This is a genomic window from Shinella granuli (assembly GCF_004341885.1).
GTDB classification, from domain to species: domain Bacteria; phylum Pseudomonadota; class Alphaproteobacteria; order Rhizobiales; family Rhizobiaceae; genus Shinella; species Shinella granuli.
This window is the reverse complement of the sequence record NZ_SLVX01000043.1, coordinates 1-18,151: the sequence shown is the minus strand read 5'-3', so window position 1 is coordinate 18,151 and position 18,151 is coordinate 1. Positions and strand designations below refer to the sequence as shown.

Genomic DNA, 18,151 nt, shown 5'->3' with positions numbered 1-18,151 from the left:
GTCGCTTTGCGATGCGAAAAGACCGCACGGAATTTCCGCTCGATCGTCAGCTTCGCCGCCGGCCTATGCTTGCTCAAATTCGTCCACACGCCCTAGTCTCAAGCTGAACAACCTTCGGCTTATCGCTCATTTCAAGCCCTCACTGCGAAACCGACGAGCGTCGATGATTTTGATGTGACGAAACCGGACAAAAGGCCGTCGATGATAGAGAACGTCGTTTCGGCCGGCGCTCCATCGGCGAACTCGACCCGAGCCGAACCGGCGCCGACGGCCTTGATCTTTCCGCCTCGCTTCAGGTCCGGCGACATGCTGCCCGGCTTGACCAGTTCGCGCCGCGCGGCTTCGATGATGGCGAACTGCACCTGCTCCGGCGCGTCCTCGTCGTCGAACTCCACGATCCACCGGCTGTTGTACATGCTGGCGATAGCGTCCTGCCCTCTTCGAAGCGCGGCAGTCTTTGCGTCATTCGTGCCGGTCCAGTTCGCCCATGCGCGCGCAGTGGCGTAGGCGTTGGCCTCTTCCAAGGTGACGGCGAGGGTCGTGAAGGAGAGCATCAGTGTGTCCTCACCGTTTCATATTCCTCGAAAACCACAGTGAACCATTCGTCATCGCCGACGCGCACAATCCCGACCACTGCAGCGCTGAAGTCGTCGGTTTCGTCGCCATCGGCGTCAAACATGTTGGTGATCTCGCAGACGAGGCCGTCGTCAGTGACCGCAATCATGTGGCTTCCGTTCACGGCGGCGATGTCTCGCGGCATCAGGCGCCACGTTCTTCTCGCGCCAGCTCGCGAAGAGCAGCGAGGTCTTCCAGCGGGTCGCGCGGGTCGAAATCTACATGCATGGCCGTCAGGTCGGCCTCGATCTCGCGACGGGTGGAGCCATTCGATGCCTCTTCGCCCTCATCGACCGGCTTGTTGAGCGCGTTGAATGCCTCGATCAGCTTCTCGCGCCCGAGCTTGTGATGCGGGGCTTTGCCGGTGGCTTCCTTGATCGCGGCGCGGAGTTGATCATCGGAAAGCTGATTGCCGCTGTCCGTGCCGATTTCGGCCTTCGGCGCGCCACCGCGTTTCACGATCTCGGCCTCGATCACCTCATGCGCCTGCAAACTGTTGATGACGGGCGCAGAAGAGAAGGCCAGCGCGAGAAGCCGCTTTTCGGGCCACGGCAGATCGCGCCAATCGTCGGGGATGGCGGTGTCTGCGGCCGGTGCGCCGGGAGACGAAGTCGGACCTTGGCCATATCTTTCGACGGCAATCCCGATCGCCTCATATGCCTTGACCACTTTCGGCCAATCTCCCACCACGATCACCTTCGACACGCCGGAGGCAAGTGCCTTCTGAAAGAAGCGAGGATTGCGATAGGTCATGCCGGGCTCGAACCCCGAGCGCTGGGTGGAATAGATCACGGTTCCGGACATGAGGTTCTCCTTGTCGGGAGTGCGGGAGTGGTCGATGGGCGGGGCGACCTTGGGCCGCCCCGCAACGTCATCAGGTGGACGCCGGGGTGACGTCGATCAGAACGCCTGCCGTCGCCTTGTCGCTGTCTGCGTAACGCCGCCAGTTGGCGGGCGTGCCGAGCTGCGCAAGGTTCGGGTTCGACGGGGCCGGCGTCGACGCATCGTAGGCCCACGAGTAGCCCAAAAGATTGACGTTGAACGTGCCTTCCGAGCGGTAGCCGATCGCGAGGTTCTCCTGGTCATCGATGTTGTAGAGGCGGAAGCCGGGCGGCTGGCTCTCCACGATTTCGACGGCGCCAGATTGCAGACCGAAGATTGAATCCTCGGGGATACGGTCCGAAACGAGAACTGGCTTGCCCATCGTGCCCGGCGTCCCGCCGTAGATCACCAGCCCAGCCTCTTCGTAGACCTTCTGGTCGATCGCGTCGTCGACGAGGTCGAAATAGACCGAAGAGTCCATGGCGAAGAGGGCGATGCGGCTGAACCGGTCGCCGAACTTCCGCATGCCCTTGGTCAGCACCTTCTTGTGGTCGGTGGCGAAGCTGCCACTTGCGACCATATTGGCATTGCCCCCGATAGCGGCTTCGAGCGAGGCAAATGCGGCCTGGACCATGTAGGCCATCGTCGCATCAGCGGCGTCCTGCCCGACCAGCATGGCGAATTCCGACACGGAACGTGCGCGGCGCTTGAAGGCTTCTTCCGTGGTCTTGTACGGACCGTACTTCCACGGGGCCTTGACGCCGACGATCTCATCGGAGCCAATGGCCTTTCCTTCGACGCCAGCGGAGGAGTTCACATTACGGTGCTCGACTTCGCCGCCGATCTTGTAGAAGGCCTGCTTGTCGAGATCGCCCTCGATCGCCTCAGAGCGCATGACGACCGCGCCCTGAGAGTTCTGGTTGAAGACGGCGAGCACGTCCTGGATGCGCTCCAGGTAAGCGGTCTGGGCCTGGCGATTGTAGATCACCATGTCCGAGTTGAGGGTGGTTTCGTCTGCCATGGGGGTTCTCCTACTTCGGCAGTTTCAGGAATGCCTCCTGACCGTGCTCGGCGATGTAATTCGCCTTGTCGGCATTGGTCATTTGGCTGCGCTTCAACTGGCCGCGATCCCCGCCGCCATTGCCCGGAAGCTTCCCGCTTCCACTCTGGCCGGAAGCCTCGAAGGCCCGGCCGAAAACTTCAGAGGCCTTCATCTCAGCGATGAGGCCCTTGATATCCATGTTGTTGCCCTTGCCGTCGATGCGGACATTGCCGTCCTTGTCGACAACCTCGACTTCGAACCGGCCGTCCTTCTCCACGGTGCGCGTGGCGTTGAGGACGTGCGGCAGCAGGAGATCGACGGAGCCCTTCGCCTCGGCAATCGCCGTGGTGGCGCGCTGCTCGCGCAGCAGGCCGTCGATGGTGCCGGTCAGGCCCTTGATCCGCTCGTCGCGGCTCGACAGTTCGCCGGTATGCTTTTCGAGGAGCTGCGCCTTCGCGGCTTCGAATTTCGTGTTTGCGATCTTGTCGGCTTCCTTGGCCGGGTCGATGGCCGTGAGCTCTTCCAGCTTCGCGAGCGCCTCGCGGGCCTTGTCCGGATCGAGGTCTTTGAACCTCACCACCTGGCGCTCCAGCCCCTCGCGCGTCGTGCGCTCCTTGCCGAGTGCTGTCTTGAGGCCCGACACGTCCTCCAGGGCGAACCCATCGACGCTTTCCACATCGAGGCGGAACTTGCCCGACGTTTCGTCCTTCACATAAAATTCACGCGCCGACTCCGGCAGGGAGTCGACCGCATCAACGATCGCTTTCAGTGCCATTTGTAATCCATCCCGGATTTGATGATTGCGCGTCCCGCGCGAGGTTCGGCCCGTATGGGCCAGTGAGTGCCGGCTTCGACCGCTGCTATCCGAGCAGCCAGTCCGGCGTAGGTTTGCCCAGCAGCTGTGCTGTCCAGCCGGACATCGACCGAACGCTGTCTTTGATCACCGGATAGGCTTCCTGCCACCCGGCTTGCATCGTCGCCGCGCCGCCCCAGCGCCGTTGCCGCACGATGTGCATGGCATCCGGCGACATAGGCACCCCGCAACACAGCGCTCTTTCGTGGCCACGGTTGACAAGCGCTACCTTGGTGCAGAAGAGCCCAGAAGAGCCGCTGTGCGTTTGCCCCGGAAACCGATAATCGGTTTCGATGATGTCGAGCGCCTCAATTTCGCGAACAACGTTCGGCGGTTGCTTCTCCCGCCACTCCGATTTGACGTAGAGAGCAGCCGGCTTGGGGAAGTTGCGCCGGTCTCTTGCCTCCAGCCACGCTATGAGCTTCTCCGGGTGGAATGTGACGACGACGCACTCGCCGGGCCAGTTCGGGATGGTGTCGTTGCACGTTACGACCTCGGCGAACTCTCCCATGGCAAGTGCGCCCTCGACGTCCTTCCAGACGCTGAGCGCGCTCCCGACGATTAAAGCTGGGCGAACCATGTGAAATTCTCACCTGTCTCGATGGCCCTGCCGCCAGCCCATTCGTCCACGGCTCGGTCCACACCGGACATGTCAGCCGTCTGCAGCGGGTTGCGATAATCGTGCCCGCAAAGCCAACCGCCCTTCCGGACCTTGCTCTCCCACGCATGAATGTCGGCCTTGCACCCCTCGTAGCTGTGGTCGGCGTCGATGAAGACGAAATCCAGCGACCGATCATCGAACTGTGCGGCCGCGGCCACGGACGGCATATGGATGACAGTTCCACGTCGACCGAACGAGGAGACCGCCATGATGGCTGCAGCCTTATTCGCCGAACATGTCTCCGCGTCCTGCATGGCGAGGAAGTCGCGCGTCTCACGGTAATGGTCGGGCTGCTCGTGCTCGGGCAACCAGCTATCGACCATAATCAGTTGAAGATCATTCCGGTTTCGCAGCAGGAATGCGGACAACTGCCCCTGATAGACGCCAACCTCAACGCCGATGACGTTGCCTGCCGGAAGACGCGAAAGGATTGCCATGCCGCGCTGGTGCACGGCGCCGTGTTTTACCGCCATATTTCGGGAACCCATCCTGTTTTGATTTCGTGCGGCTTCGGCTTCCCGTGGAAGGCCACGACGGCCGCGCCGATGCACGGTGCCCCCTGGCATCGGTCAACTTTGTATGAGGCGATCGAACGCTCGCCAGCGACCTGATCGAAAAGCATGATCTCCTCGCCGGCCGAGAGAAGCTGATCCTCGATAAACGCCTGATCACCTATCCGCTTTTCGCTCGCCAGCAGGCGATCGTATCGGCGCGCAATCCCCTTTGGGTCTGCTCTGAACGCGTCCGTGATGAAGGAAAAATCTCCGCTCCATGCCATGGCCGTCGAACACGCATGTCCGACGCTGAAATCGTGCGCCATCGTGAACCTATGGGGCAATGATGCGATCCGGTCCAACGATCCGACGACAATGCTGTCGAGGTCGAAATAAAGGACCAGCCCATCGTTGAGCCGAAACAGTTCAATCTTCGACCACCACCCCGGCCATGCCTCGGTCAGCGGGACACGCTCACATGGCACCTCGACATCCGAGAGGCAGACGAAGCGATGAGGCAACGAAAGATTGGCAGCAACTCCGTCGCGCAGCTTCCGCACCCAGTCAGCAGTGTAGACGCCGCCGGACTTTAGGACGCAAGCAACAGTGATCATTCCGCCGCAATCCGGGCCGGGGGTGTCATCGCCGCGGAGAGATCGTCGTCACCGGGGTCGCCGGGCAACTCCTCTTCAAGGCGCTTGATCTCTCTGTCGGCTTCAAACTCCTGGCTGAGAACGCCGCGTTCCCGCATCTCCTCCCAGTAAGTTTGCTGGCTGAGGTCACCGTCCTGTCGCATCCCGCGCAGGATTTCCGGCGTCTTATTGGAGCCGAGGTCGACAGCGATATTCGTGTTGACGAAGACCGTAGGCTCTACATTAACGTTCAGCCACATTGCCGTGAACTTGAACGCTTTTTCCAGCGCATCCTTTAGCAGCCAAGCCCATGCCTGCACGGCGCTTGATACCTTCTGCGACTGAAGCATAGCCGTGATCTGCGTCATGCCGGCCGTGCCGGCGGTAAGCGGGATGCGGCCGATTTCGCGCATCTGGTGCTCCAGCTTGTCGACCTCATCCGACAGGAATTTCAACGAAGTCGCCGACGGCTCGATGTACTGCCACTCACCATGATGGCCTTGGTCGTTCATCGGGGCGTACAGGACGGAGGCAGGACCGATCGGGACAGTGATTGGCTTGCCGCTCCCATCAAGCGGGGGCGTAATGCCATTGCCGGCCAGCATCGGAAAGGCGGTCTGCTCCTTCGCCATCTTCAAATTGGTTTCCGCCTGATAATGCTCGATCTGCAGTTCAGCCACGTCGTTGAGCGGAGGCAGGATGCGCCATGTCGATCCATCGCGGCGCCCCGTGACGAACGGAACGAGCGCTATGACACCGATGGTAATCGGGCCCTCTTCGATCAGCATCCACTGATCGCCTGCATCGCTGCCCTTTTCCCAAACCTCGAACCGGGCCGGCGCGTAATCGAGGACGTTCCCCGCATCATCGGTGATCGGATCGCGCGCTAGGATCCGCGCCCGGCTGATCGTCTCCTCATCAATCCCGTTGTCAGCGCGCCGCACGTAGGTCTCATTCATCCGGGCGTAGACGAACTGCTCCTTCCCCGCGATCACCGCAGAGTAGACCGCCAGCATGTCCGTAGCGGCGATCCTGACCCAGAACGGGCGCGCGCCTATCCGGCGCTCATCCTCCAGCGTAGCGCCTTCTGGCAGCCTCGTATGATCCACCAGAAGCCAGTCGATAGCGCTGTTCACGCCGTTGAAGAAGTACTGCGTCGCAAAGGCGTGGAGGTGGTTGCCCTGCCCGTCCACATCTTCGACGACGGCCTTGAGTTGTGCGGGGACGCTCTCGCTGGCTAGCCGCACCTCTTTCGTGAACGGCTTCGATGCGAGGTTCTCAACGATGTCGCGATAGATGTTCGTGAATTTCGCGTTCTCACGACGGTACTTGTAATTCTCGTCACCCTCGCTCGGGAACTGAGGGAGGAATTTCGGCACCTTCCGCATTGCAGCCGCGCCGCGCATGATCGTCCCGACCATCGTCCAGTACGGCACCATTGCCTGATAATCCCCGCTGGTGGACAGCAGATCGGTATTGTCAGCCATCAGCGTGATTGCCTTCCATATGTGCCGAAAAGGGGAGCGGCTGGCTCAAAGCTCGTGATGAGAGCGTTGAATGCGCGGCTCGTGCTGTCAGCATCATCATCGTGCTTGGCTTCCGGAAACCCTTCCAGGCTCGTGAACCAAGATTCATTCCATGGTCCTCGCAGAACGAGCACGTTTCCGGCCTCAGCCTGCGCGGAAAACGGGGAGAACCGCGTGACCTTATCCCCGGATTCAGGCGTCGCCCGCGCTGTGTAGCCCGAGAGCATCTTGACGAGGCTCGCCACCTGCGACTTGCCGGCCTGCCCCGGATCCTGCGGGAGCGAGATGTGGACTTCCTTGCCGTCTGCAGCAGCCGTATTCTTGATCAGCGTTTCCACGCCATTCGGGGAAAGCCAATCGCTTGTGCTGTGCGCTACGATGTACCTGCCATCGGCAAGCTTCCCGATCTTTGTCCCGGACGTCGCATCAGGGTCCGTTCCCTCAACCTTCGGCGTCGACGCCAAGTCCCAGCCCCGCATCCAGCGAACGACGTTTGCGGGAACGGCGTCCACAACCTGGCACCAACCACGCCGGAACAGGAGCCCCGCGGCGGGCCGGATTTTCCAGTTGCCGCCGAGAAGACGTTCCCGCTCGACCGTAGGCAGCGCCATGAGGTTCGCTAGGTAGCCGGGATCGGCCGCCATCAGCGCCTTGTTGTCGGTCAGCTTGGCCGGGACGAATGTCACCGACTTCGGCTCGATCGGCTTTTGCTCGCCGTTTTCGTCTGGCGCGGTGTAGTCGGCGAGGTCCGCCGGCGTATCGCCCCAGATGATCTTGTCGCCGATCCGCACGAACCAGCGGAGTTTGCCGGCACGCTCCGGGATAGGAAGCCCCGTTTCCTGATTGATCCACCAGGATATGAACTCCGCCACCCAGCTATCCGCATCGGGGTTGCACGTTGCCCTGACGTAGGGCCGAACACCGCACATAGAGCGGTTGCGCGACAACAGATACCAGAATTGCTTCTGGGTGAAGTGCGTCAACTCATCGAAGCAGATGAGCGGGATTTGCGAGCCCTGCCAGTTTGATACCGTCTTGTCGTGCTCGAGGTGCGCAAAGCTGACCGACGAGCCGGACGGAAATGTCCACGACAGATCTGGCGCCACCCGCGGCTTGGCGTTGAGGCAGGGGTAGAGCTTTTCGCTCTCGTCCCAAAGGCCGCCCTCATTTCTGACCTGCACCAGCGTGCGGCGGAAGAACACTGCGCCGAACTGCGGGTTGGCAATATGGCGCAGCGGCTCCATCAGGAGTGCCCACGTCTTGCCGCCACCTGCCGAGCCGCCGTAGATCGCGATATCGGCCGAAGACCCGAGGAACTGCGTCTGCGGCCCTTCCTGCGGCCTGATTACCGTCTGGGCTGCTGCCGCGCCCTTCTCATCCCCTGCCATTATCGGGCAACTGGAAGATCGTCACCGGTGATACGGGCACCGGCAAATCCTTTCCATCCTTCCCTGTCAGCTCGCGCCGGTTCGTATAACTGCCGCCTACTTCCTCCGCCGCCTGCTTGAGCAGTGACGACGCCAACACCATGTTGCCCTGCGTCTCAGCCTTGTCGACCATGCGCTGCAGAGCGCGAAGGCGAACCGCGCGGTGGCTGATACCAATGGATGCCGTATCCTCAAGAAACGTCTTGCGCGTCTCCTCGAACAGCGCACGCCATTTGGGCGCGAGGCCCGACGCCGCCTTCTTGTTCGGGTCGTGGCTCTCGACAAGCTGCCGGCTGATTTCGACGCCGAATTCCTTCTTGACTGAAGCAGCAACGATCGACGGGCTATCGAAACATGCCAGGGCTTGGACGATGTAGGTTTTCACCTCATCGGAGAGTTTCGCTTTTGCCATCTTCGTGTCAAAGTCCAGTCAAGGGAGATAAGCGATGACTATCCGGCCCGTGAAATACAGAGTGAAGCAGCCTGTCGTGGTCGATGGGCACAGGGTCAGCGATGGGGTCTACGTCGGTCAGAAAATCTCGGACACCGAGATCGAGAGACAACGGAACCGGCTGTTTTCCTACTTCCTGCACTTGGCAACCCAGAAGGCGGGCAAAGGGGCAACCGGAGTGCAACGCTTCGACCTCGATGTCACCGACCTCGTGATAAGTGGTCAGATCGACCTGGGTTAAGCCACACGCAGATTGCATGTGCCGCATGCATGCTCGATGTGGGCTCGGGCAACCTCAGGCGGTCGGCTGGCGGCGTCTACAAGCTCGCGCACCCCGGCAGCATCTGCCCCGTAACGACGAACGACACCGATGAACTGCTCTACGTCATGCCCGCGAATGGTGAAGACCGGGCGGCCGGTCTGGCTGTTGAATTTCGGGGCACCGAATGAATCGACGTCCTGGGCGGCGTGGTAAAGCTCGTGTTCGACCAGCGCCATGAACTCGGCATCGCCACAGGCGGCGCAGTAGTTGGCATCGAGCGTGATGATGAAGTCAGGCACGAAGCCGAACCATTCCGTGATCTGTTGCTCGACGCGGGCCTTTGCCCACTTGCCCATCGCACCTTGAGGCGTTCCGGTCTCGCACTGCCCTATCACGCGCTTGCCCTTGCGGGTGTTTTCGACGGCAGCCCAGAGATAACCGATGTGAGCCTCTGCCAGGTGAGCGTGCTCCGGATTGGCGACCGGCGAGGCCTCATCCAGGAACGTGACCTGCACCCACTCCGGCATGTCGAGCGCGGGCGTGAAGGACGATCCCTCTACCCCGAACATGGTTTCCGGTGGTTGTGGACGCTCAATCATGACTTGCCTTTAGCGCGAGCCTGCGCGAACTTGCCCAACTGGGAATTATGACAATCTGGCATGGGTTGCTTTGGAGGGCGGAATGACAAAAGAAGAGCAGTTCCTTTGGATAGTGCAAACCGCAATATTGGCCAATGGGATAAACTTGGCCTCCGATCCGGATCGGAGAGTGGCATATAAGGACACCTACTCAAGCACTGGGGTCAGAATCGTTATGAGAGAGGCGGTTCGAGCCGCGACTTTAATCCCCAAGGACATGGACGTGGGTGATGCTGCGGACGATTTCTGCTTGTGGATGTTTCGTAACCATCAGGAAGCGCTGCTTGCAGAAGACCATACCACAAGAGTCCCCTACTGGTTTGCCCGTTGAAGCCCGTACCTCTACCCTCCACCGAGGATACAGAGAGAAGCATCTGAAAAGCCGGACCTAAGCCCGGCTCTCGTTTCAGGCATGCGGGAGCGTTAGCCCGCTCGACCGTCGGAGAGACTGAGGCCGTGGGTGGCGTAGCTCTCGCGATAGACCGGCTTGAGAGCGGAGATCTTGCGGTAGGCGGCGATGCCGGCAGCGCGCAGTGAGTGCCAGCCAGTCTCGATACCGTATCGGAACGCCTCGCGGGCGAGATCGACCAGAAGGATGGCGACGGCGATGAACGCATCATAGATGCCGAAGAAGAAGCGGTGGTATCGCATGCTGGTTCCTTTCTGCTTTGGTGAAGGGGTTAGGCGGCGAGAGCCCATACAAGCCACGCGGCAAGCGAGGCGACCGACGCCATCAGGTAGAAGCCGAACATGATCACAGCGCCGGCACCAAAACGGTCATCGCCCATATCTCTGCTCATGAAGGCGGCAATTCCGAACGACAGGAGCGTGATCACTGCGGGCACGAGCCACCAGCCGAAATCAACGGTAAACGTCATCACTGCCGCCTTTCGGGTAGATCAACCATATGATGAGGAGATTTGCGGCGGTTGCGGCTATGAGAAACGCAAGCGGCGTCATCGCTCTCTCCTTAGGCGCCGAGAGACGGCCGCTTGCCGAAATACTCGCATTCGAACCGGAGCGACCGGAGCTTGCCGATCTCTTACGCGGTGAGCTTGCGACCCTCCCGGGCATGGATACCCGAGGCGATGGTCTGTGCCTGGCTGGCGCGGAGAGCGTCACGCTTGCTCTGGCATTCTGCGAGGTCATAAGGCAGAGGGCCAATTGCTCCGCCGATCTGGGAACCGGCGTAGATGATGAGGAAGAGTTTCACATCAGCACCCCATGGCTCGGAACGAGCGGTACATCCCCGCTGCTCGTGACGGGCACGTACCCGCCGGAGAAGGATGGCGTCGGCGGCGGCTTCATCGGATCAGGCATCCAGCGCATCGGAACCATCTTCCCGCCGTGTGTCATGAACTTCTTCGTGACACGGCCGATCCGGCAATGACGGTGCAGGCGGTTGACCACGTTCTCCGTCTCGCGCTGCATATCTTCAGCCATCCTGAATATCGAGACGACTTCCGTCATCGCTCTCTCCTGCTATTTGCGGGACAGACGAATCTGCCACGCCGCGGCGGTGAACATTACGGCGGAGACGACGATAAGCGCCCTGTCTCCCTCAATCGCGTAGATGACGGCAGCAATGATACCCATGCCGGCTAGGGCAAGAGCGGCTGGAGCACTGTTCACTTCTCTCTCCTGAAACGAAAGCCCACCGCCGGCGAAACCCAAAATAATTTGCGATATCGCCGATATTTCACTTGCCAAATCCAAAATAATTTGGCATATTCCAATCATCGAAACGGACAGCAACCAGGGGCACGACAATGACCGCAATCACCGCAGAGCATCTTTCGGTCTCCACCAGCAACCACCTGATGATCGACGGGCAATGGACCGGATACCGCGTTCTCCAGAGGAAGAACCGCACCATCGTTTACAAGGGCGACGTGTCCCATGGTGTCGAGCCGATCGGTCTTGATCTGCCTTGCGCTCAATACAGCATGTCGTTCGACGGGATGACGAAGGCGGGAACGCCGGGCCGTATCCAGTTCTACACGGATGTAAAAGCCGCCATTGAAAAGGAAAAAGCCAGCGCCTGAGCGCTGGCCTTATCTGTTGGCTTTCGCCTTGTTAACCGCCCGATCCGGTGTTTGTTCAGAAACCGCAGAACACCATAAAGGCGCATCTGGCGGAGCGGACCGCAACTACATGCTTCCGGCAAATCCAGAGAGCACCGGAAGCCTAGTCCAAATCGGAGCGAACGGCAACTACCTACTCTTGCTTGCTGCTTGAGCGCAAAAATCATCCACCTAACGACAGGACAAGTCAATGACCCCTGATCAATTCGCATCCGCCACGCTCGAACTTCAGGAGCGCGGCATTATCATCTCCGGCCATGGCTGGCGTTCCGACCTGGCAGGGAAGATGGGTTGGTCTCTCCAGACCGTAAAGAACTTCGAGAAGGGTGGGACAAGTAGGGTCGAAACCGACTACGCCATCGCGGCCCTGCTTTCCGGCGTCCCGCCTTACCCTCATCAATGATAAAGCCCACCGCCGGGTGACAGACCGGGGCGGGTTCGCTGGCGCTGCTATCGGTTAGTGCCTGAGAGTACCTTGGCCCGTTTTGGGCTCTTTGTTACGGCTATGCCGTATGGGGTCGGGAATTGGGCTGGAGGAGAAAGGTCCCCCTGCTTAGTTACCCGGCGAGGCCGAACCTCATCGGGCTCCCGATCTCGTTTGCCTTTCGGCGAATTCTTTGGGCCGAGATTCCACGCCAGTAGCGAACTGGCCGAGTACTGATCGGTTTCGCGCCCCTACGGCATCTAGGCGTCTCTACTGGATTGCTCCAGCACTACCACTCTGCCGCCACGCTCCGAGAATCTACGACCGTGCGCTATCGGAAGCGCGCCACACGGAAGTTTTCGCCCTATCGAGCGAAATGGTCGGAAAGAAACGGTCGGGCACAATCCCCAACCTTCACGAATGACTATCCGCCTTCCCGATGGGCTTTGGAATGGGCCGACAAGCGGGCAGCCTATACATAGGCGAGAGCCGGATGGCCTATGATCTCAACTGCGTGAGAAGTCCCCATTCCAAACTGTCACCCCGACGAGAGGAGCAAGGACGCATAAGCCATGTAGTCCTTGCGGCATTCGGGGTTGATTTTGGCACTGTTCTTCCAACGCAGGGCGGTGATCATCCCTGCATTGGCCCGGCGAGTGTTACCCTCATTAATCGAGGTCCGCGATCAGAACAGCCAAATCACCAAACTATTTCAGTGCACATTAAGCGACAGCGTCGATTTCTGCAAGAGTCTCTGCGGCCTCCAATGCGTCGAGTTGGGCGGTTATCGACAGAACTCGCGCACGGACTACATCATTCAGCCGATCAAGCGCATGGTCGGCATACTCTCGAAGCGATGACCTTGGGTTCCTACCTTTTGGCAGGACCTTTTTCAGTTGGCCGCGCAGATGGTTTTGCTTCTTGAAGCGGCGGCGCTCCATGTCCGTCCATTCCTGGAGCCTGTGCCGCTGGGCTGCATCGAATTCGTCTATCATGAATTGCGAAATCATGGCCTCGGGGAAGCGGACTGGTCCCGCGTTGCGTGTTGGGGCAAGCATGCACATGACGGCATCCACGCCCCTCACCCGCTCAAATTCAAACTCCGGCAGATGAACGAAGGCATACCCAACGAGGAAAGGGTGGCGCCGCTCAATCAGTTTGTTCGTCCGATGGTGCTTGGTGCGGATCCAAAACGACGGCATGTACACGTCGATACCTTCCTGACGAAGTTGGCGCTCAAGGATGCTTTCGCCCTTCCGGCGCTCCCATTCCACCTTGTCCTGCTCGGTAGCGTTCGCTGCGAGCAGGAGAGGTCTCGCCATCCTCTGGGTGCCCGGCTTCGCCCTTACCGCGTACCAATTGCTTGCCATTGTGCTATTCCTCGTGTTGCCGATGGTCAAATGTGGTACTGCCACCAAAAATCTGCGCCGCCGTGCAGATATTGGTGCTTCTGAATGCATCGGCGCCGAACCATTCGGAGCCAAGCAAAGCGTTGGTCAAATGTCCTGATGGGAAACCATGCGAACCAGTCGTGCCAATCCCCGACAGGGTCTCCGAACATCATTTTCGGGTCCGGGTCGCTCATCCTCACCCCTCCTTGCCGTTGAGGTTCATCATTCGATCCATCCTTTCCGAAGCGCGGTAGCGACAAGCGCCGTCGAGCGATGAACGCCCGTTATCGCCATAGCCGTGGCGATGTAGTTGTTTATCGTCGTCGGAGAGATGCCGAGGCGCTTGGCGATCTCCTTTGCCGAAAGGCCATCTGCTATCAGCGATACAATCTCGATCAGCCGAGCCGGCAGCGGGCATTGTGTGGTGGAGGTCATGCTGCGCTCCTGTTTTCGATTTCTTTCCATCCCTCGCCGTCGCCATCGAGCAGTAGCGATGCGGGGACCCGGCAACCGGGTTGGCCGGGTCGCGGGCCGAGTTCGGAGGTCGACCAGATCCGCTTGTCCCGAGCGAAGCGCAGGCGGCGAGCCCACGCGATTTCGCTCTCGTCCATGGCTTTGGGCTTGGGAAGGTCACGCGTTGCGCCGATCCGCTTCTCGTAGGCTTCCCGGATTGCCGGCAGGAAGTACGACCACGACGCCGCCGGCCGGGTCCGGCGAGCGGCCACCGACTTGATCGTCGGGAGAATGTCGAGTTCGAGGCTGACGCCAGCGGAAATCAGTTCAGCGATCGGACCGACGATAAGGGCGCTGTGAGGCTGAATTCCATCGTCGCCCGCCGCGGCGATCAGCTTGCTCTGGAGAATGTCAAAATCACCGAGCGCAGGCGCCTTTGCTACGCTGCTAAGCGTAGCTTCTGTGTCTGCTTCTGTGTGGTTGAACGGTCGTTGAACGTCCGTTGCATTGATTGATTGTTTTTGTTGCCTTTTTTTGGCGCTTTCTTTTCCGGCTCTGGAGTTGCTTTTCAGCTTGTTCGAACGGCTCTCAATTTCGGTCTCGGCGCGACGGTTGGAAAGCATGCCTTCGGACAGTGAAAACTTGCCCAGAACGACCAGTCGTTCCATCGTCTTTTCGAAGGCTGAGACACGCATGCCGCAATAGGTGGCAAGGCGCTCGGCATGGTATTCGACCGGCCCGCTCTCCTCGTAGATTCGGCACAGGATCATGGTGTAGACGCCCACCTCTTGCGGGGTCAGGCCACGAACGCCGTTCATGAAGTCGGCCGGATAGAAGTCGAAGTACGGGATGTGAGGTTTGCTCATGTGCGGGCTCCATTCCTGACCGCGGAGAAAGCCATGTCGGCGAAGAGGTCGACTGTCCCAAGCGAGCCGTTGCGCTGCTTGGCGATGATGAATTCGAGCTTGTTCTGGCATTCGACCAGTTTGTCGGCCCTGGCCTCCTGCTGCTCAAACGATCCACCCGAAGCGCGTTCGAGGTAGTAGGATTCGCGGAACAGGAAGGCGATCATGTCCGCGTCCTGCTCGATCGCTCCCGAATCCCTCAGGTCGGAAAGCATCGGCCGTTTCTCCTCGCGGCTTTCAAGCGCCCGGCTGAGCTGGGACAGGAGCACAACGGCGATGTCGAGCTCTCTGGCGAGCGATTTCATCCCGGAGGTGATCTCGGCGATTTCGTTCACCCGATTGCCGCTGTAGCGCGAGGACGGCCGAATGAGGCCAAGATGGTCAATGAACAGCACCTCCAGCGGCGTCCCGCGCTTGGCGGTATCCTCGGCAAGTCTTTCGGCACGCACTCGAATGTCGGTGGATGTCTGGCCCGCCTGCTCGTCAATCAGCAACGGAAGCCGGTCGAGTTCCATCTGAGCTTCCATGATGGCGTCGATATCCTCGTCGGACACCTCGCCGCGGATAATGTTCGTGTAAGGCACCCTGCGGCGCCAATCGAACATGATGTCAGCCATGGCGCGCGTCGCGAGCTTGTCGGCATCCATCTCCAACGAGACGATGCCACAGCAATGGCCCGCCCTCGCCGCCTTGATGGCGCATGACAGCGCAACGGTGGTCTTGCCCATCGACGGCCGCGCGCCGATAAGGGTCAGGTCGCGGCGCTGGATTCCACCGGTCATGCGGTTGAGGTCGGTGAGCCCCCAAGTGACGCCGGTCAGGCCCGATCCTGTTTCGCGCGCCGCTTGAGCGGCCTCGACGGCACGCATAGCAGCGCCACCAACCGAAACCCGTGTCTTCTTGACGCCGCCGTTCCGAAGCTCGGAAATGATATCGTCGAGGTTCTTCGCCGCTTCCGACGCAACAGCGCGCGCATCGGCCGAGGGGTCGTTCGCCGCGGCATAGACACGACCGGCCTCGCCGGCGATCGATATGCGCGCCCACTGATCGATGACCTTCCGGGCATTGTCGACCGCACGGGTTCCAGAGGCGGTAGCCGATGAGACGAGACGCGCGAGATACGCAGACACCTGCAACCCCGTCGATTTTTCGAACTCCGTAGCGGCGGTCTCGTCGATCAATCTTTTGACGACGCCCGGGTTGCTCGATCCATAGCGCTCCTGCCCTGCCACCGCAGCGCGGAACACGGCCCGATGGAAAGCCTCAACGAAGTGATGCTCCTGCAGGGTCGCCAGGATCTCGTGAATGTCTCCGCCGAGAAGAAGCGCACCAAGGACGTTCTGCTCGATTTCCGGCACGAAAGCGTTTTGTTCGAAAGCCAGCGCGGTCATGCTGACACCTTTGCCGGGATAGCTTCCCGTTGCTCCGGCGTCATGAAGAGGTCGAGCCAGCGGCGCCAGGCGCGGCCGGCGGCGATACCATCTTCCATGCGTCCGCTTTCCTGCGCGCGCTTAGCTGCAGTGACGTAGGCCATCCAGACGGCTTGCTGATGTTCGGCTAAGCTGATGACGTTGCTCATTTTACCACCTCGACCTCTATGCCGAAGCACGCCTTCATGAGCTTGGCCTTGAGACGGAAGTCTCTGGTGGCAACGCCCTTCACGTCGACGACGCGGCGCGCGCGGAGAACGCGATCGAAGAACACGAAATCGGCACGGTAGCGTGCGATCAGCACGCCGTTGACCATCAGATCATATTCGCGCTGGGGATAGATGTCCGTCACCTCGCCGGCCTTCTCCCGCTGCTTCAGGGCGGCATAGAACGCGGCCTCGGCTTTGCTGTCGAAGAGGATGCCGTCGACCAAGGTTTTCTGGGCGCCGTACTTGCTGCGCTTCGTTTTGGCGGGGAGGAACGCAGCGCCTTCTTTTGCGGAGAGATGGACCGTCATGCCGCCACCTCGCCAATTTTTCCAGCGGCGGTCGACTGCCCGATCTTGAACCGGAGATGCCTCGAAAATAGATTCCCGATCGGCGTTTGATTCCAACGCCACCCTTGTTGATCACCAACGTTTTCAGTGAGGTAGAGATGAACTCGAAGGTATTTGATAGGCCCGTTTATCTGAAGAAGGGTAGAGACCTGATCGAAGAGATAACGTGCCTGGAAGACGCCATCGATTTCCTTGAAGAATGGCCTGAACGAGATCGTGACATTGTGCACGATGCGACCTTGAAGACCTGCTACATGGCCTTTGACGGGCACAAGCCCTTGAAGGTCGGGCGCGATGCCATCCGCTCCTTTGGGGAGAAGAAAGGCATCTTGGTGAAGTCTCCCGGCATCATGCCGTGGATGATCCGCTCTCGCTCCGGCGGCGGGCGGGTTTCCGCGTAAAGGATGTAGCGATCTGGAGAGGCTGCCTATGCGGCCTCTCTTTCTGTTGAAAGTCATAGGCTAAGCTCCCCTTGCCGAGCGTCCTTACGGTCGAGCATGCGGAGAACTGTTTCGCCGCCCCAGAGCTTGTCCCAGACGAACCAGCCATTGAGCATCGGCGGCGCGCCCTGCCCGGTGAAATCGATCTTCCAGCGCATGAGGTAGACGCGGGCTGGAGGGAAACTCGCCCAGAAGGGCGCAAGGCCACCTGCTCCCGGAAAGCTCCAGTTCATCAGCAGCGCCATGTATTCGACGCCGAGCGTGTCGAGCGCATGATAGAGCCATCTGGCTTTACCGTTGCCCCATCCGCATTCTTGGAACGGCGGATTGGTAACAATGGCGGCGGCCGGCGCGACGGGGAAATCGTAGAACGATCGAATGTCAGCCCCGCAACCTCGGTCGACAAGATCGGAGGCGCGGACGGTCAGCCCGACCGATTCCATCTCGCGCACCATCGCGCCGTCGCCGGCCGCAGGCTCCCAGATGGTGCCGAAGTCGCGAAGGCGATCTATTTCGGCATGAAGGAAGGCGCGCGTCGGTTCCGGCGGCGTCGGGTAGAAATCGTCCTTCTCACGCTCAAGCGCATCAGCCTTGACGATTTCACCATCAAGCAGGGTGAGGACAGGTTTCGAGGCTTTGCCGGTGGCGCGGAACAAACCGCGTGCGGATGCGGTCATGCGCTCGCCCTCCTGTTCTCAGACAGGGAGGCGACAAGCGCGCGGATATCCTTGAGCATGACGAGCTTCGCTTCCTGCGCAGCGTTGCCGTAGGACGACGTGCGAGCCTGGAGGCCGGAGATTTCGCCGTCGAGGAAGCGGAGCATCTTCTGGAGGTTCGTCATGCTGCTATGCACTCCCCATCGTCTTTCTGGCAAAGCACTCCGTCGGTTTCGAGAGCCCAGTCGCCCTGACGCTCCATGAACTCGCGCAGCTCGCGCTTGGAGAAGCGCCTGGAGAACTGGCTATTGTCCTTGGGGCGGCCCTTCGATGTTTCGAGACGACCGATGCGAGCCTCGGCTTCCTCCCACCACGAGTGGCGATCTGGG

At 60.2% G+C, this 18,151-nt stretch carries 30 protein-coding genes; 5 read left to right on the top strand and 25 right to left on the bottom strand.

The window, feature by feature from the left end:
- Positions 1–131: 131 nt before the first annotated feature.
- The 11 genes from EV665_RS30255 to EV665_RS30210 all read right to left on the bottom strand — a co-directional run bounded on the left by EV665_RS30255 (position 132) and on the right by EV665_RS30210 (position 8,484).
- Positions 132–554, bottom strand: a complete 423-nt coding sequence (locus tag EV665_RS30255; protein ID WP_133037005.1) for a DnaT-like ssDNA-binding protein — start codon at positions 552–554, stop codon at positions 132–134.
- Positions 554–724, bottom strand: coding sequence for a hypothetical protein (locus EV665_RS32520; RefSeq protein WP_162853219.1), 171 nt, complete (start codon positions 722–724; stop codon positions 554–556). Before EV665_RS32520 ends, EV665_RS30255 begins: the two co-directional genes overlap by 1 nt.
- Before the next feature lie 35 nt (positions 725–759).
- The gene (locus tag EV665_RS30250) at positions 760–1,419 is read right to left on the bottom strand and encodes a hypothetical protein (RefSeq protein ID WP_133037004.1); all 660 of its coding nucleotides are present in this window, start codon (positions 1,417–1,419) and stop codon (positions 760–762) included.
- Positions 1,420–1,489: 70 nt separating this feature from the next.
- A complete protein-coding gene (locus tag EV665_RS30245; protein ID WP_133037003.1) occupies positions 1,490–2,458 on the bottom strand; it encodes a major capsid protein in 969 nt (322 codons plus the stop codon).
- 10 nt (positions 2,459–2,468) lie between these two features.
- Positions 2,469–3,254: a hypothetical protein gene (locus EV665_RS30240; protein WP_133037002.1), complete on the bottom strand. Its 786-nt coding sequence runs from the start codon at positions 3,252–3,254 to the stop codon at positions 2,469–2,471.
- 85 nt (positions 3,255–3,339) lie between these two features.
- Complete coding sequence (locus EV665_RS30235; protein ID WP_133037001.1) at positions 3,340–3,912, bottom strand: hypothetical protein; 573 nt, start codon at positions 3,910–3,912, stop codon at positions 3,340–3,342.
- The gene (locus EV665_RS30230; RefSeq protein ID WP_162853218.1) at positions 3,894–4,466 is read right to left on the bottom strand and encodes a class I SAM-dependent methyltransferase; all 573 of its coding nucleotides are present in this window, start codon (positions 4,464–4,466) and stop codon (positions 3,894–3,896) included. Before EV665_RS30230 ends, EV665_RS30235 begins: the two co-directional genes overlap by 19 nt.
- Positions 4,457–5,101, bottom strand: coding sequence for a hypothetical protein (locus tag EV665_RS30225; protein WP_133036999.1), 645 nt, complete (start codon positions 5,099–5,101; stop codon positions 4,457–4,459). Before EV665_RS30225 ends, EV665_RS30230 begins: the two co-directional genes overlap by 10 nt.
- Complete coding sequence (locus tag EV665_RS30220) at positions 5,098–6,606, bottom strand: DUF4055 domain-containing protein (protein ID WP_245507882.1); 1,509 nt, start codon at positions 6,604–6,606, stop codon at positions 5,098–5,100. The genes EV665_RS30225 and EV665_RS30220 overlap by 4 nt, the downstream gene beginning before the upstream one ends.
- Positions 6,606–8,033: a phage terminase large subunit gene (gene terL / locus EV665_RS30215; RefSeq protein ID WP_133036998.1), complete on the bottom strand. Its 1,428-nt coding sequence runs from the start codon at positions 8,031–8,033 to the stop codon at positions 6,606–6,608. Before terL ends, EV665_RS30220 begins: the two co-directional genes overlap by 1 nt.
- A complete protein-coding gene (locus EV665_RS30210; protein WP_133036997.1) occupies positions 8,020–8,484 on the bottom strand; it encodes a DUF2280 domain-containing protein in 465 nt (154 codons plus the stop codon). The genes terL and EV665_RS30210 overlap by 14 nt, the downstream gene beginning before the upstream one ends.
- Positions 8,485–8,518: 34 nt before the next feature.
- On the opposite strand from EV665_RS30210, the gene EV665_RS30205 reads away from it, so the two are divergent.
- The gene (locus tag EV665_RS30205; RefSeq protein ID WP_133036996.1) at positions 8,519–8,764 is read left to right on the top strand and encodes a hypothetical protein; all 246 of its coding nucleotides are present in this window, start codon (positions 8,519–8,521) and stop codon (positions 8,762–8,764) included.
- Here the strand turns inward: EV665_RS30205 and EV665_RS30200 are convergent.
- Positions 8,761–9,384, bottom strand: a complete 624-nt coding sequence (locus tag EV665_RS30200) for a putative metallopeptidase (RefSeq protein ID WP_133036995.1) — start codon at positions 9,382–9,384, stop codon at positions 8,761–8,763. The genes EV665_RS30205 and EV665_RS30200 overlap by 4 nt on opposite strands.
- An 82-nt stretch (positions 9,385–9,466) precedes the next feature.
- Between EV665_RS30200 and EV665_RS30195 the strand changes: the two genes are divergently transcribed.
- Positions 9,467–9,754 carry a hypothetical protein gene (locus tag EV665_RS30195; RefSeq protein ID WP_133036994.1) on the top strand — a complete coding sequence of 96 codons (288 nt, stop codon included), beginning with the start codon at positions 9,467–9,469 and terminating at the stop codon, positions 9,752–9,754.
- A 92-nt stretch (positions 9,755–9,846) separates the two neighbouring features.
- Here EV665_RS30195 and EV665_RS30190 read toward each other — a convergent pair whose 3' ends face one another.
- The 4 genes from EV665_RS30190 to EV665_RS30175 form a co-directional block, all read right to left on the bottom strand.
- On the bottom strand, positions 9,847–10,074 hold the full coding sequence (locus EV665_RS30190; RefSeq protein WP_133036993.1) for a hypothetical protein: 228 nt from the start codon (positions 10,072–10,074) through the stop codon (positions 9,847–9,849).
- Positions 10,075–10,103: 29 nt separating this feature from the next.
- A complete protein-coding gene (locus tag EV665_RS30185; RefSeq protein WP_133036992.1) occupies positions 10,104–10,301 on the bottom strand; it encodes a hypothetical protein in 198 nt (65 codons plus the stop codon).
- Between the two features lie 331 nt (positions 10,302–10,632).
- Positions 10,633–10,893 carry a hypothetical protein gene (locus tag EV665_RS30180; protein ID WP_133036991.1) on the bottom strand — a complete coding sequence of 87 codons (261 nt, stop codon included), beginning with the start codon at positions 10,891–10,893 and terminating at the stop codon, positions 10,633–10,635.
- A 12-nt stretch (positions 10,894–10,905) separates the two neighbouring features.
- Positions 10,906–11,178, bottom strand: a complete 273-nt coding sequence (locus EV665_RS30175) for a hypothetical protein (RefSeq protein WP_133036990.1) — start codon at positions 11,176–11,178, stop codon at positions 10,906–10,908.
- A 14-nt stretch (positions 11,179–11,192) separates the two neighbouring features.
- Here EV665_RS30175 and EV665_RS30170 point away from each other — a divergent pair, with 14 nt between their 5' ends.
- On the top strand, positions 11,193–11,468 hold the full coding sequence (locus tag EV665_RS30170) for a hypothetical protein (protein ID WP_133036989.1): 276 nt from the start codon (positions 11,193–11,195) through the stop codon (positions 11,466–11,468).
- 229 nt (positions 11,469–11,697) lie between these two features.
- Positions 11,698–11,910 carry a helix-turn-helix domain-containing protein gene (locus tag EV665_RS30165; RefSeq protein WP_133036988.1) on the top strand — a complete coding sequence of 71 codons (213 nt, stop codon included), beginning with the start codon at positions 11,698–11,700 and terminating at the stop codon, positions 11,908–11,910.
- A gap of 743 nt (positions 11,911–12,653) precedes the next feature.
- Here EV665_RS30165 and EV665_RS30160 read toward each other — a convergent pair.
- The 6 genes from EV665_RS30160 to EV665_RS30135 form a co-directional block, all read right to left on the bottom strand.
- A complete protein-coding gene (locus EV665_RS30160; protein WP_133036987.1) occupies positions 12,654–13,301 on the bottom strand; it encodes a hypothetical protein in 648 nt (215 codons plus the stop codon).
- Between the two features lie 243 nt (positions 13,302–13,544).
- On the bottom strand, positions 13,545–13,757 hold the full coding sequence (locus EV665_RS30155; protein ID WP_162853217.1) for a response regulator transcription factor: 213 nt from the start codon (positions 13,755–13,757) through the stop codon (positions 13,545–13,547).
- A complete protein-coding gene (locus tag EV665_RS30150; protein ID WP_162853216.1) occupies positions 13,754–14,641 on the bottom strand; it encodes a DUF1376 domain-containing protein in 888 nt (295 codons plus the stop codon). Before EV665_RS30150 ends, EV665_RS30155 begins: the two co-directional genes overlap by 4 nt.
- Positions 14,638–16,071, bottom strand: coding sequence for a replicative DNA helicase (locus EV665_RS30145; RefSeq protein ID WP_133036984.1), 1,434 nt, complete (start codon positions 16,069–16,071; stop codon positions 14,638–14,640). Before EV665_RS30145 ends, EV665_RS30150 begins: the two co-directional genes overlap by 4 nt.
- The gene (locus EV665_RS30140; protein ID WP_133036983.1) at positions 16,068–16,259 is read right to left on the bottom strand and encodes a hypothetical protein; all 192 of its coding nucleotides are present in this window, start codon (positions 16,257–16,259) and stop codon (positions 16,068–16,070) included. The genes EV665_RS30145 and EV665_RS30140 overlap by 4 nt, the downstream gene beginning before the upstream one ends.
- Positions 16,256–16,627, bottom strand: a complete 372-nt coding sequence (locus EV665_RS30135) for a DUF1064 domain-containing protein (RefSeq protein ID WP_133036982.1) — start codon at positions 16,625–16,627, stop codon at positions 16,256–16,258. Before EV665_RS30135 ends, EV665_RS30140 begins: the two co-directional genes overlap by 4 nt.
- Before the next feature lie 137 nt (positions 16,628–16,764).
- Here EV665_RS30135 and EV665_RS30130 point away from each other — a divergent pair, with 137 nt between their 5' ends.
- Positions 16,765–17,067, top strand: coding sequence for a DUF982 domain-containing protein (locus EV665_RS30130; protein ID WP_133036981.1), 303 nt, complete (start codon positions 16,765–16,767; stop codon positions 17,065–17,067).
- 53 nt (positions 17,068–17,120) lie between these two features.
- On the opposite strand, the gene EV665_RS30125 is transcribed toward EV665_RS30130, so the two are convergent.
- The 3 genes from EV665_RS30125 to EV665_RS32730 form a co-directional block, all read right to left on the bottom strand.
- Positions 17,121–17,783 (bottom strand): hypothetical protein, encoded by a 663-nt coding sequence (locus EV665_RS30125; RefSeq protein ID WP_133036980.1) that lies wholly within the window; start codon positions 17,781–17,783, stop codon positions 17,121–17,123.
- Positions 17,780–17,947: a hypothetical protein gene (locus EV665_RS32515; RefSeq protein ID WP_162853215.1), complete on the bottom strand. Its 168-nt coding sequence runs from the start codon at positions 17,945–17,947 to the stop codon at positions 17,780–17,782. The genes EV665_RS30125 and EV665_RS32515 overlap by 4 nt, the downstream gene beginning before the upstream one ends.
- On the bottom strand, positions 17,944–18,151 hold a 208-nt coding region (locus tag EV665_RS32730), incomplete at its 5' end, for a hypothetical protein (RefSeq protein WP_210234708.1). The genes EV665_RS32730 and EV665_RS32515, both read right to left, overlap by 4 nt.

What these genes read in the sequence shown, in the direction of transcription:
- terL (WP_133036998.1), bottom strand. Translation starts at nt 8,033, where the DNA reads ATGGCAGGGGATGAGAAGGGCGCGGCAGCAGCCCAGACGGTAATCAGG.
- EV665_RS30225 (WP_133036999.1), bottom strand. Translation starts at nt 5,101, where the DNA reads ATGATCACTGTTGCTTGCGTCCTAAAGTCCGGCGGCGTCTACACTGCT.
- EV665_RS30155 (WP_162853217.1), bottom strand. Translation starts at nt 13,757, where the DNA reads ATGACCTCCACCACACAATGCCCGCTGCCGGCTCGGCTGATCGAGATT.
- EV665_RS30210 (WP_133036997.1), bottom strand. Translation starts at nt 8,484, where the DNA reads ATGGCAAAAGCGAAACTCTCCGATGAGGTGAAAACCTACATCGTCCAA.
- EV665_RS30150 (WP_162853216.1), bottom strand. Translation starts at nt 14,641, where the DNA reads ATGAGCAAACCTCACATCCCGTACTTCGACTTCTATCCGGCCGACTTC.
- EV665_RS30135 (WP_133036982.1), bottom strand. Translation starts at nt 16,627, where the DNA reads ATGACGGTCCATCTCTCCGCAAAAGAAGGCGCTGCGTTCCTCCCCGCC.
- EV665_RS30240 (WP_133037002.1), bottom strand. Translation starts at nt 3,254, where the DNA reads ATGGCACTGAAAGCGATCGTTGATGCGGTCGACTCCCTGCCGGAGTCG.
- EV665_RS30145 (WP_133036984.1), bottom strand. Translation starts at nt 16,071, where the DNA reads ATGACCGCGCTGGCTTTCGAACAAAACGCTTTCGTGCCGGAAATCGAG.
- EV665_RS30235 (WP_133037001.1), bottom strand. Translation starts at nt 3,912, where the DNA reads ATGGTTCGCCCAGCTTTAATCGTCGGGAGCGCGCTCAGCGTCTGGAAG.
- EV665_RS30250 (WP_133037004.1), bottom strand. Translation starts at nt 1,419, where the DNA reads ATGTCCGGAACCGTGATCTATTCCACCCAGCGCTCGGGGTTCGAGCCC.
- EV665_RS30180 (WP_133036991.1), bottom strand. Translation starts at nt 10,893, where the DNA reads ATGACGGAAGTCGTCTCGATATTCAGGATGGCTGAAGATATGCAGCGC.
- EV665_RS30170 (WP_133036989.1), top strand. Translation starts at nt 11,193, where the DNA reads ATGACCGCAATCACCGCAGAGCATCTTTCGGTCTCCACCAGCAACCAC.
- EV665_RS32520 (WP_162853219.1), bottom strand. Translation starts at nt 724, where the DNA reads ATGATTGCGGTCACTGACGACGGCCTCGTCTGCGAGATCACCAACATG.
- EV665_RS30245 (WP_133037003.1), bottom strand. Translation starts at nt 2,458, where the DNA reads ATGGCAGACGAAACCACCCTCAACTCGGACATGGTGATCTACAATCGC.
- EV665_RS30205 (WP_133036996.1), top strand. Translation starts at nt 8,519, where the DNA reads ATGACTATCCGGCCCGTGAAATACAGAGTGAAGCAGCCTGTCGTGGTC.
- EV665_RS32515 (WP_162853215.1), bottom strand. Translation starts at nt 17,947, where the DNA reads ATGACGAACCTCCAGAAGATGCTCCGCTTCCTCGACGGCGAAATCTCC.
- EV665_RS30140 (WP_133036983.1), bottom strand. Translation starts at nt 16,259, where the DNA reads ATGAGCAACGTCATCAGCTTAGCCGAACATCAGCAAGCCGTCTGGATG.
- EV665_RS30220 (WP_245507882.1), bottom strand. Translation starts at nt 6,606, where the DNA reads ATGGCTGACAATACCGATCTGCTGTCCACCAGCGGGGATTATCAGGCA.
- EV665_RS30195 (WP_133036994.1), top strand. Translation starts at nt 9,467, where the DNA reads ATGACAAAAGAAGAGCAGTTCCTTTGGATAGTGCAAACCGCAATATTG.
- EV665_RS30230 (WP_162853218.1), bottom strand. Translation starts at nt 4,466, where the DNA reads ATGGCGGTAAAACACGGCGCCGTGCACCAGCGCGGCATGGCAATCCTT.
- EV665_RS30190 (WP_133036993.1), bottom strand. Translation starts at nt 10,074, where the DNA reads ATGCGATACCACCGCTTCTTCTTCGGCATCTATGATGCGTTCATCGCC.
- EV665_RS30160 (WP_133036987.1), bottom strand. Translation starts at nt 13,301, where the DNA reads ATGGCAAGCAATTGGTACGCGGTAAGGGCGAAGCCGGGCACCCAGAGG.
- EV665_RS30130 (WP_133036981.1), top strand. Translation starts at nt 16,765, where the DNA reads ATGAACTCGAAGGTATTTGATAGGCCCGTTTATCTGAAGAAGGGTAGA.
- EV665_RS30255 (WP_133037005.1), bottom strand. Translation starts at nt 554, where the DNA reads ATGCTCTCCTTCACGACCCTCGCCGTCACCTTGGAAGAGGCCAACGCC.
- EV665_RS30125 (WP_133036980.1), bottom strand. Translation starts at nt 17,783, where the DNA reads ATGACCGCATCCGCACGCGGTTTGTTCCGCGCCACCGGCAAAGCCTCG.
- EV665_RS30165 (WP_133036988.1), top strand. Translation starts at nt 11,698, where the DNA reads ATGACCCCTGATCAATTCGCATCCGCCACGCTCGAACTTCAGGAGCGC.
- EV665_RS30185 (WP_133036992.1), bottom strand. Translation starts at nt 10,301, where the DNA reads ATGACGTTTACCGTTGATTTCGGCTGGTGGCTCGTGCCCGCAGTGATC.
- EV665_RS30200 (WP_133036995.1), bottom strand. Translation starts at nt 9,384, where the DNA reads ATGATTGAGCGTCCACAACCACCGGAAACCATGTTCGGGGTAGAGGGA.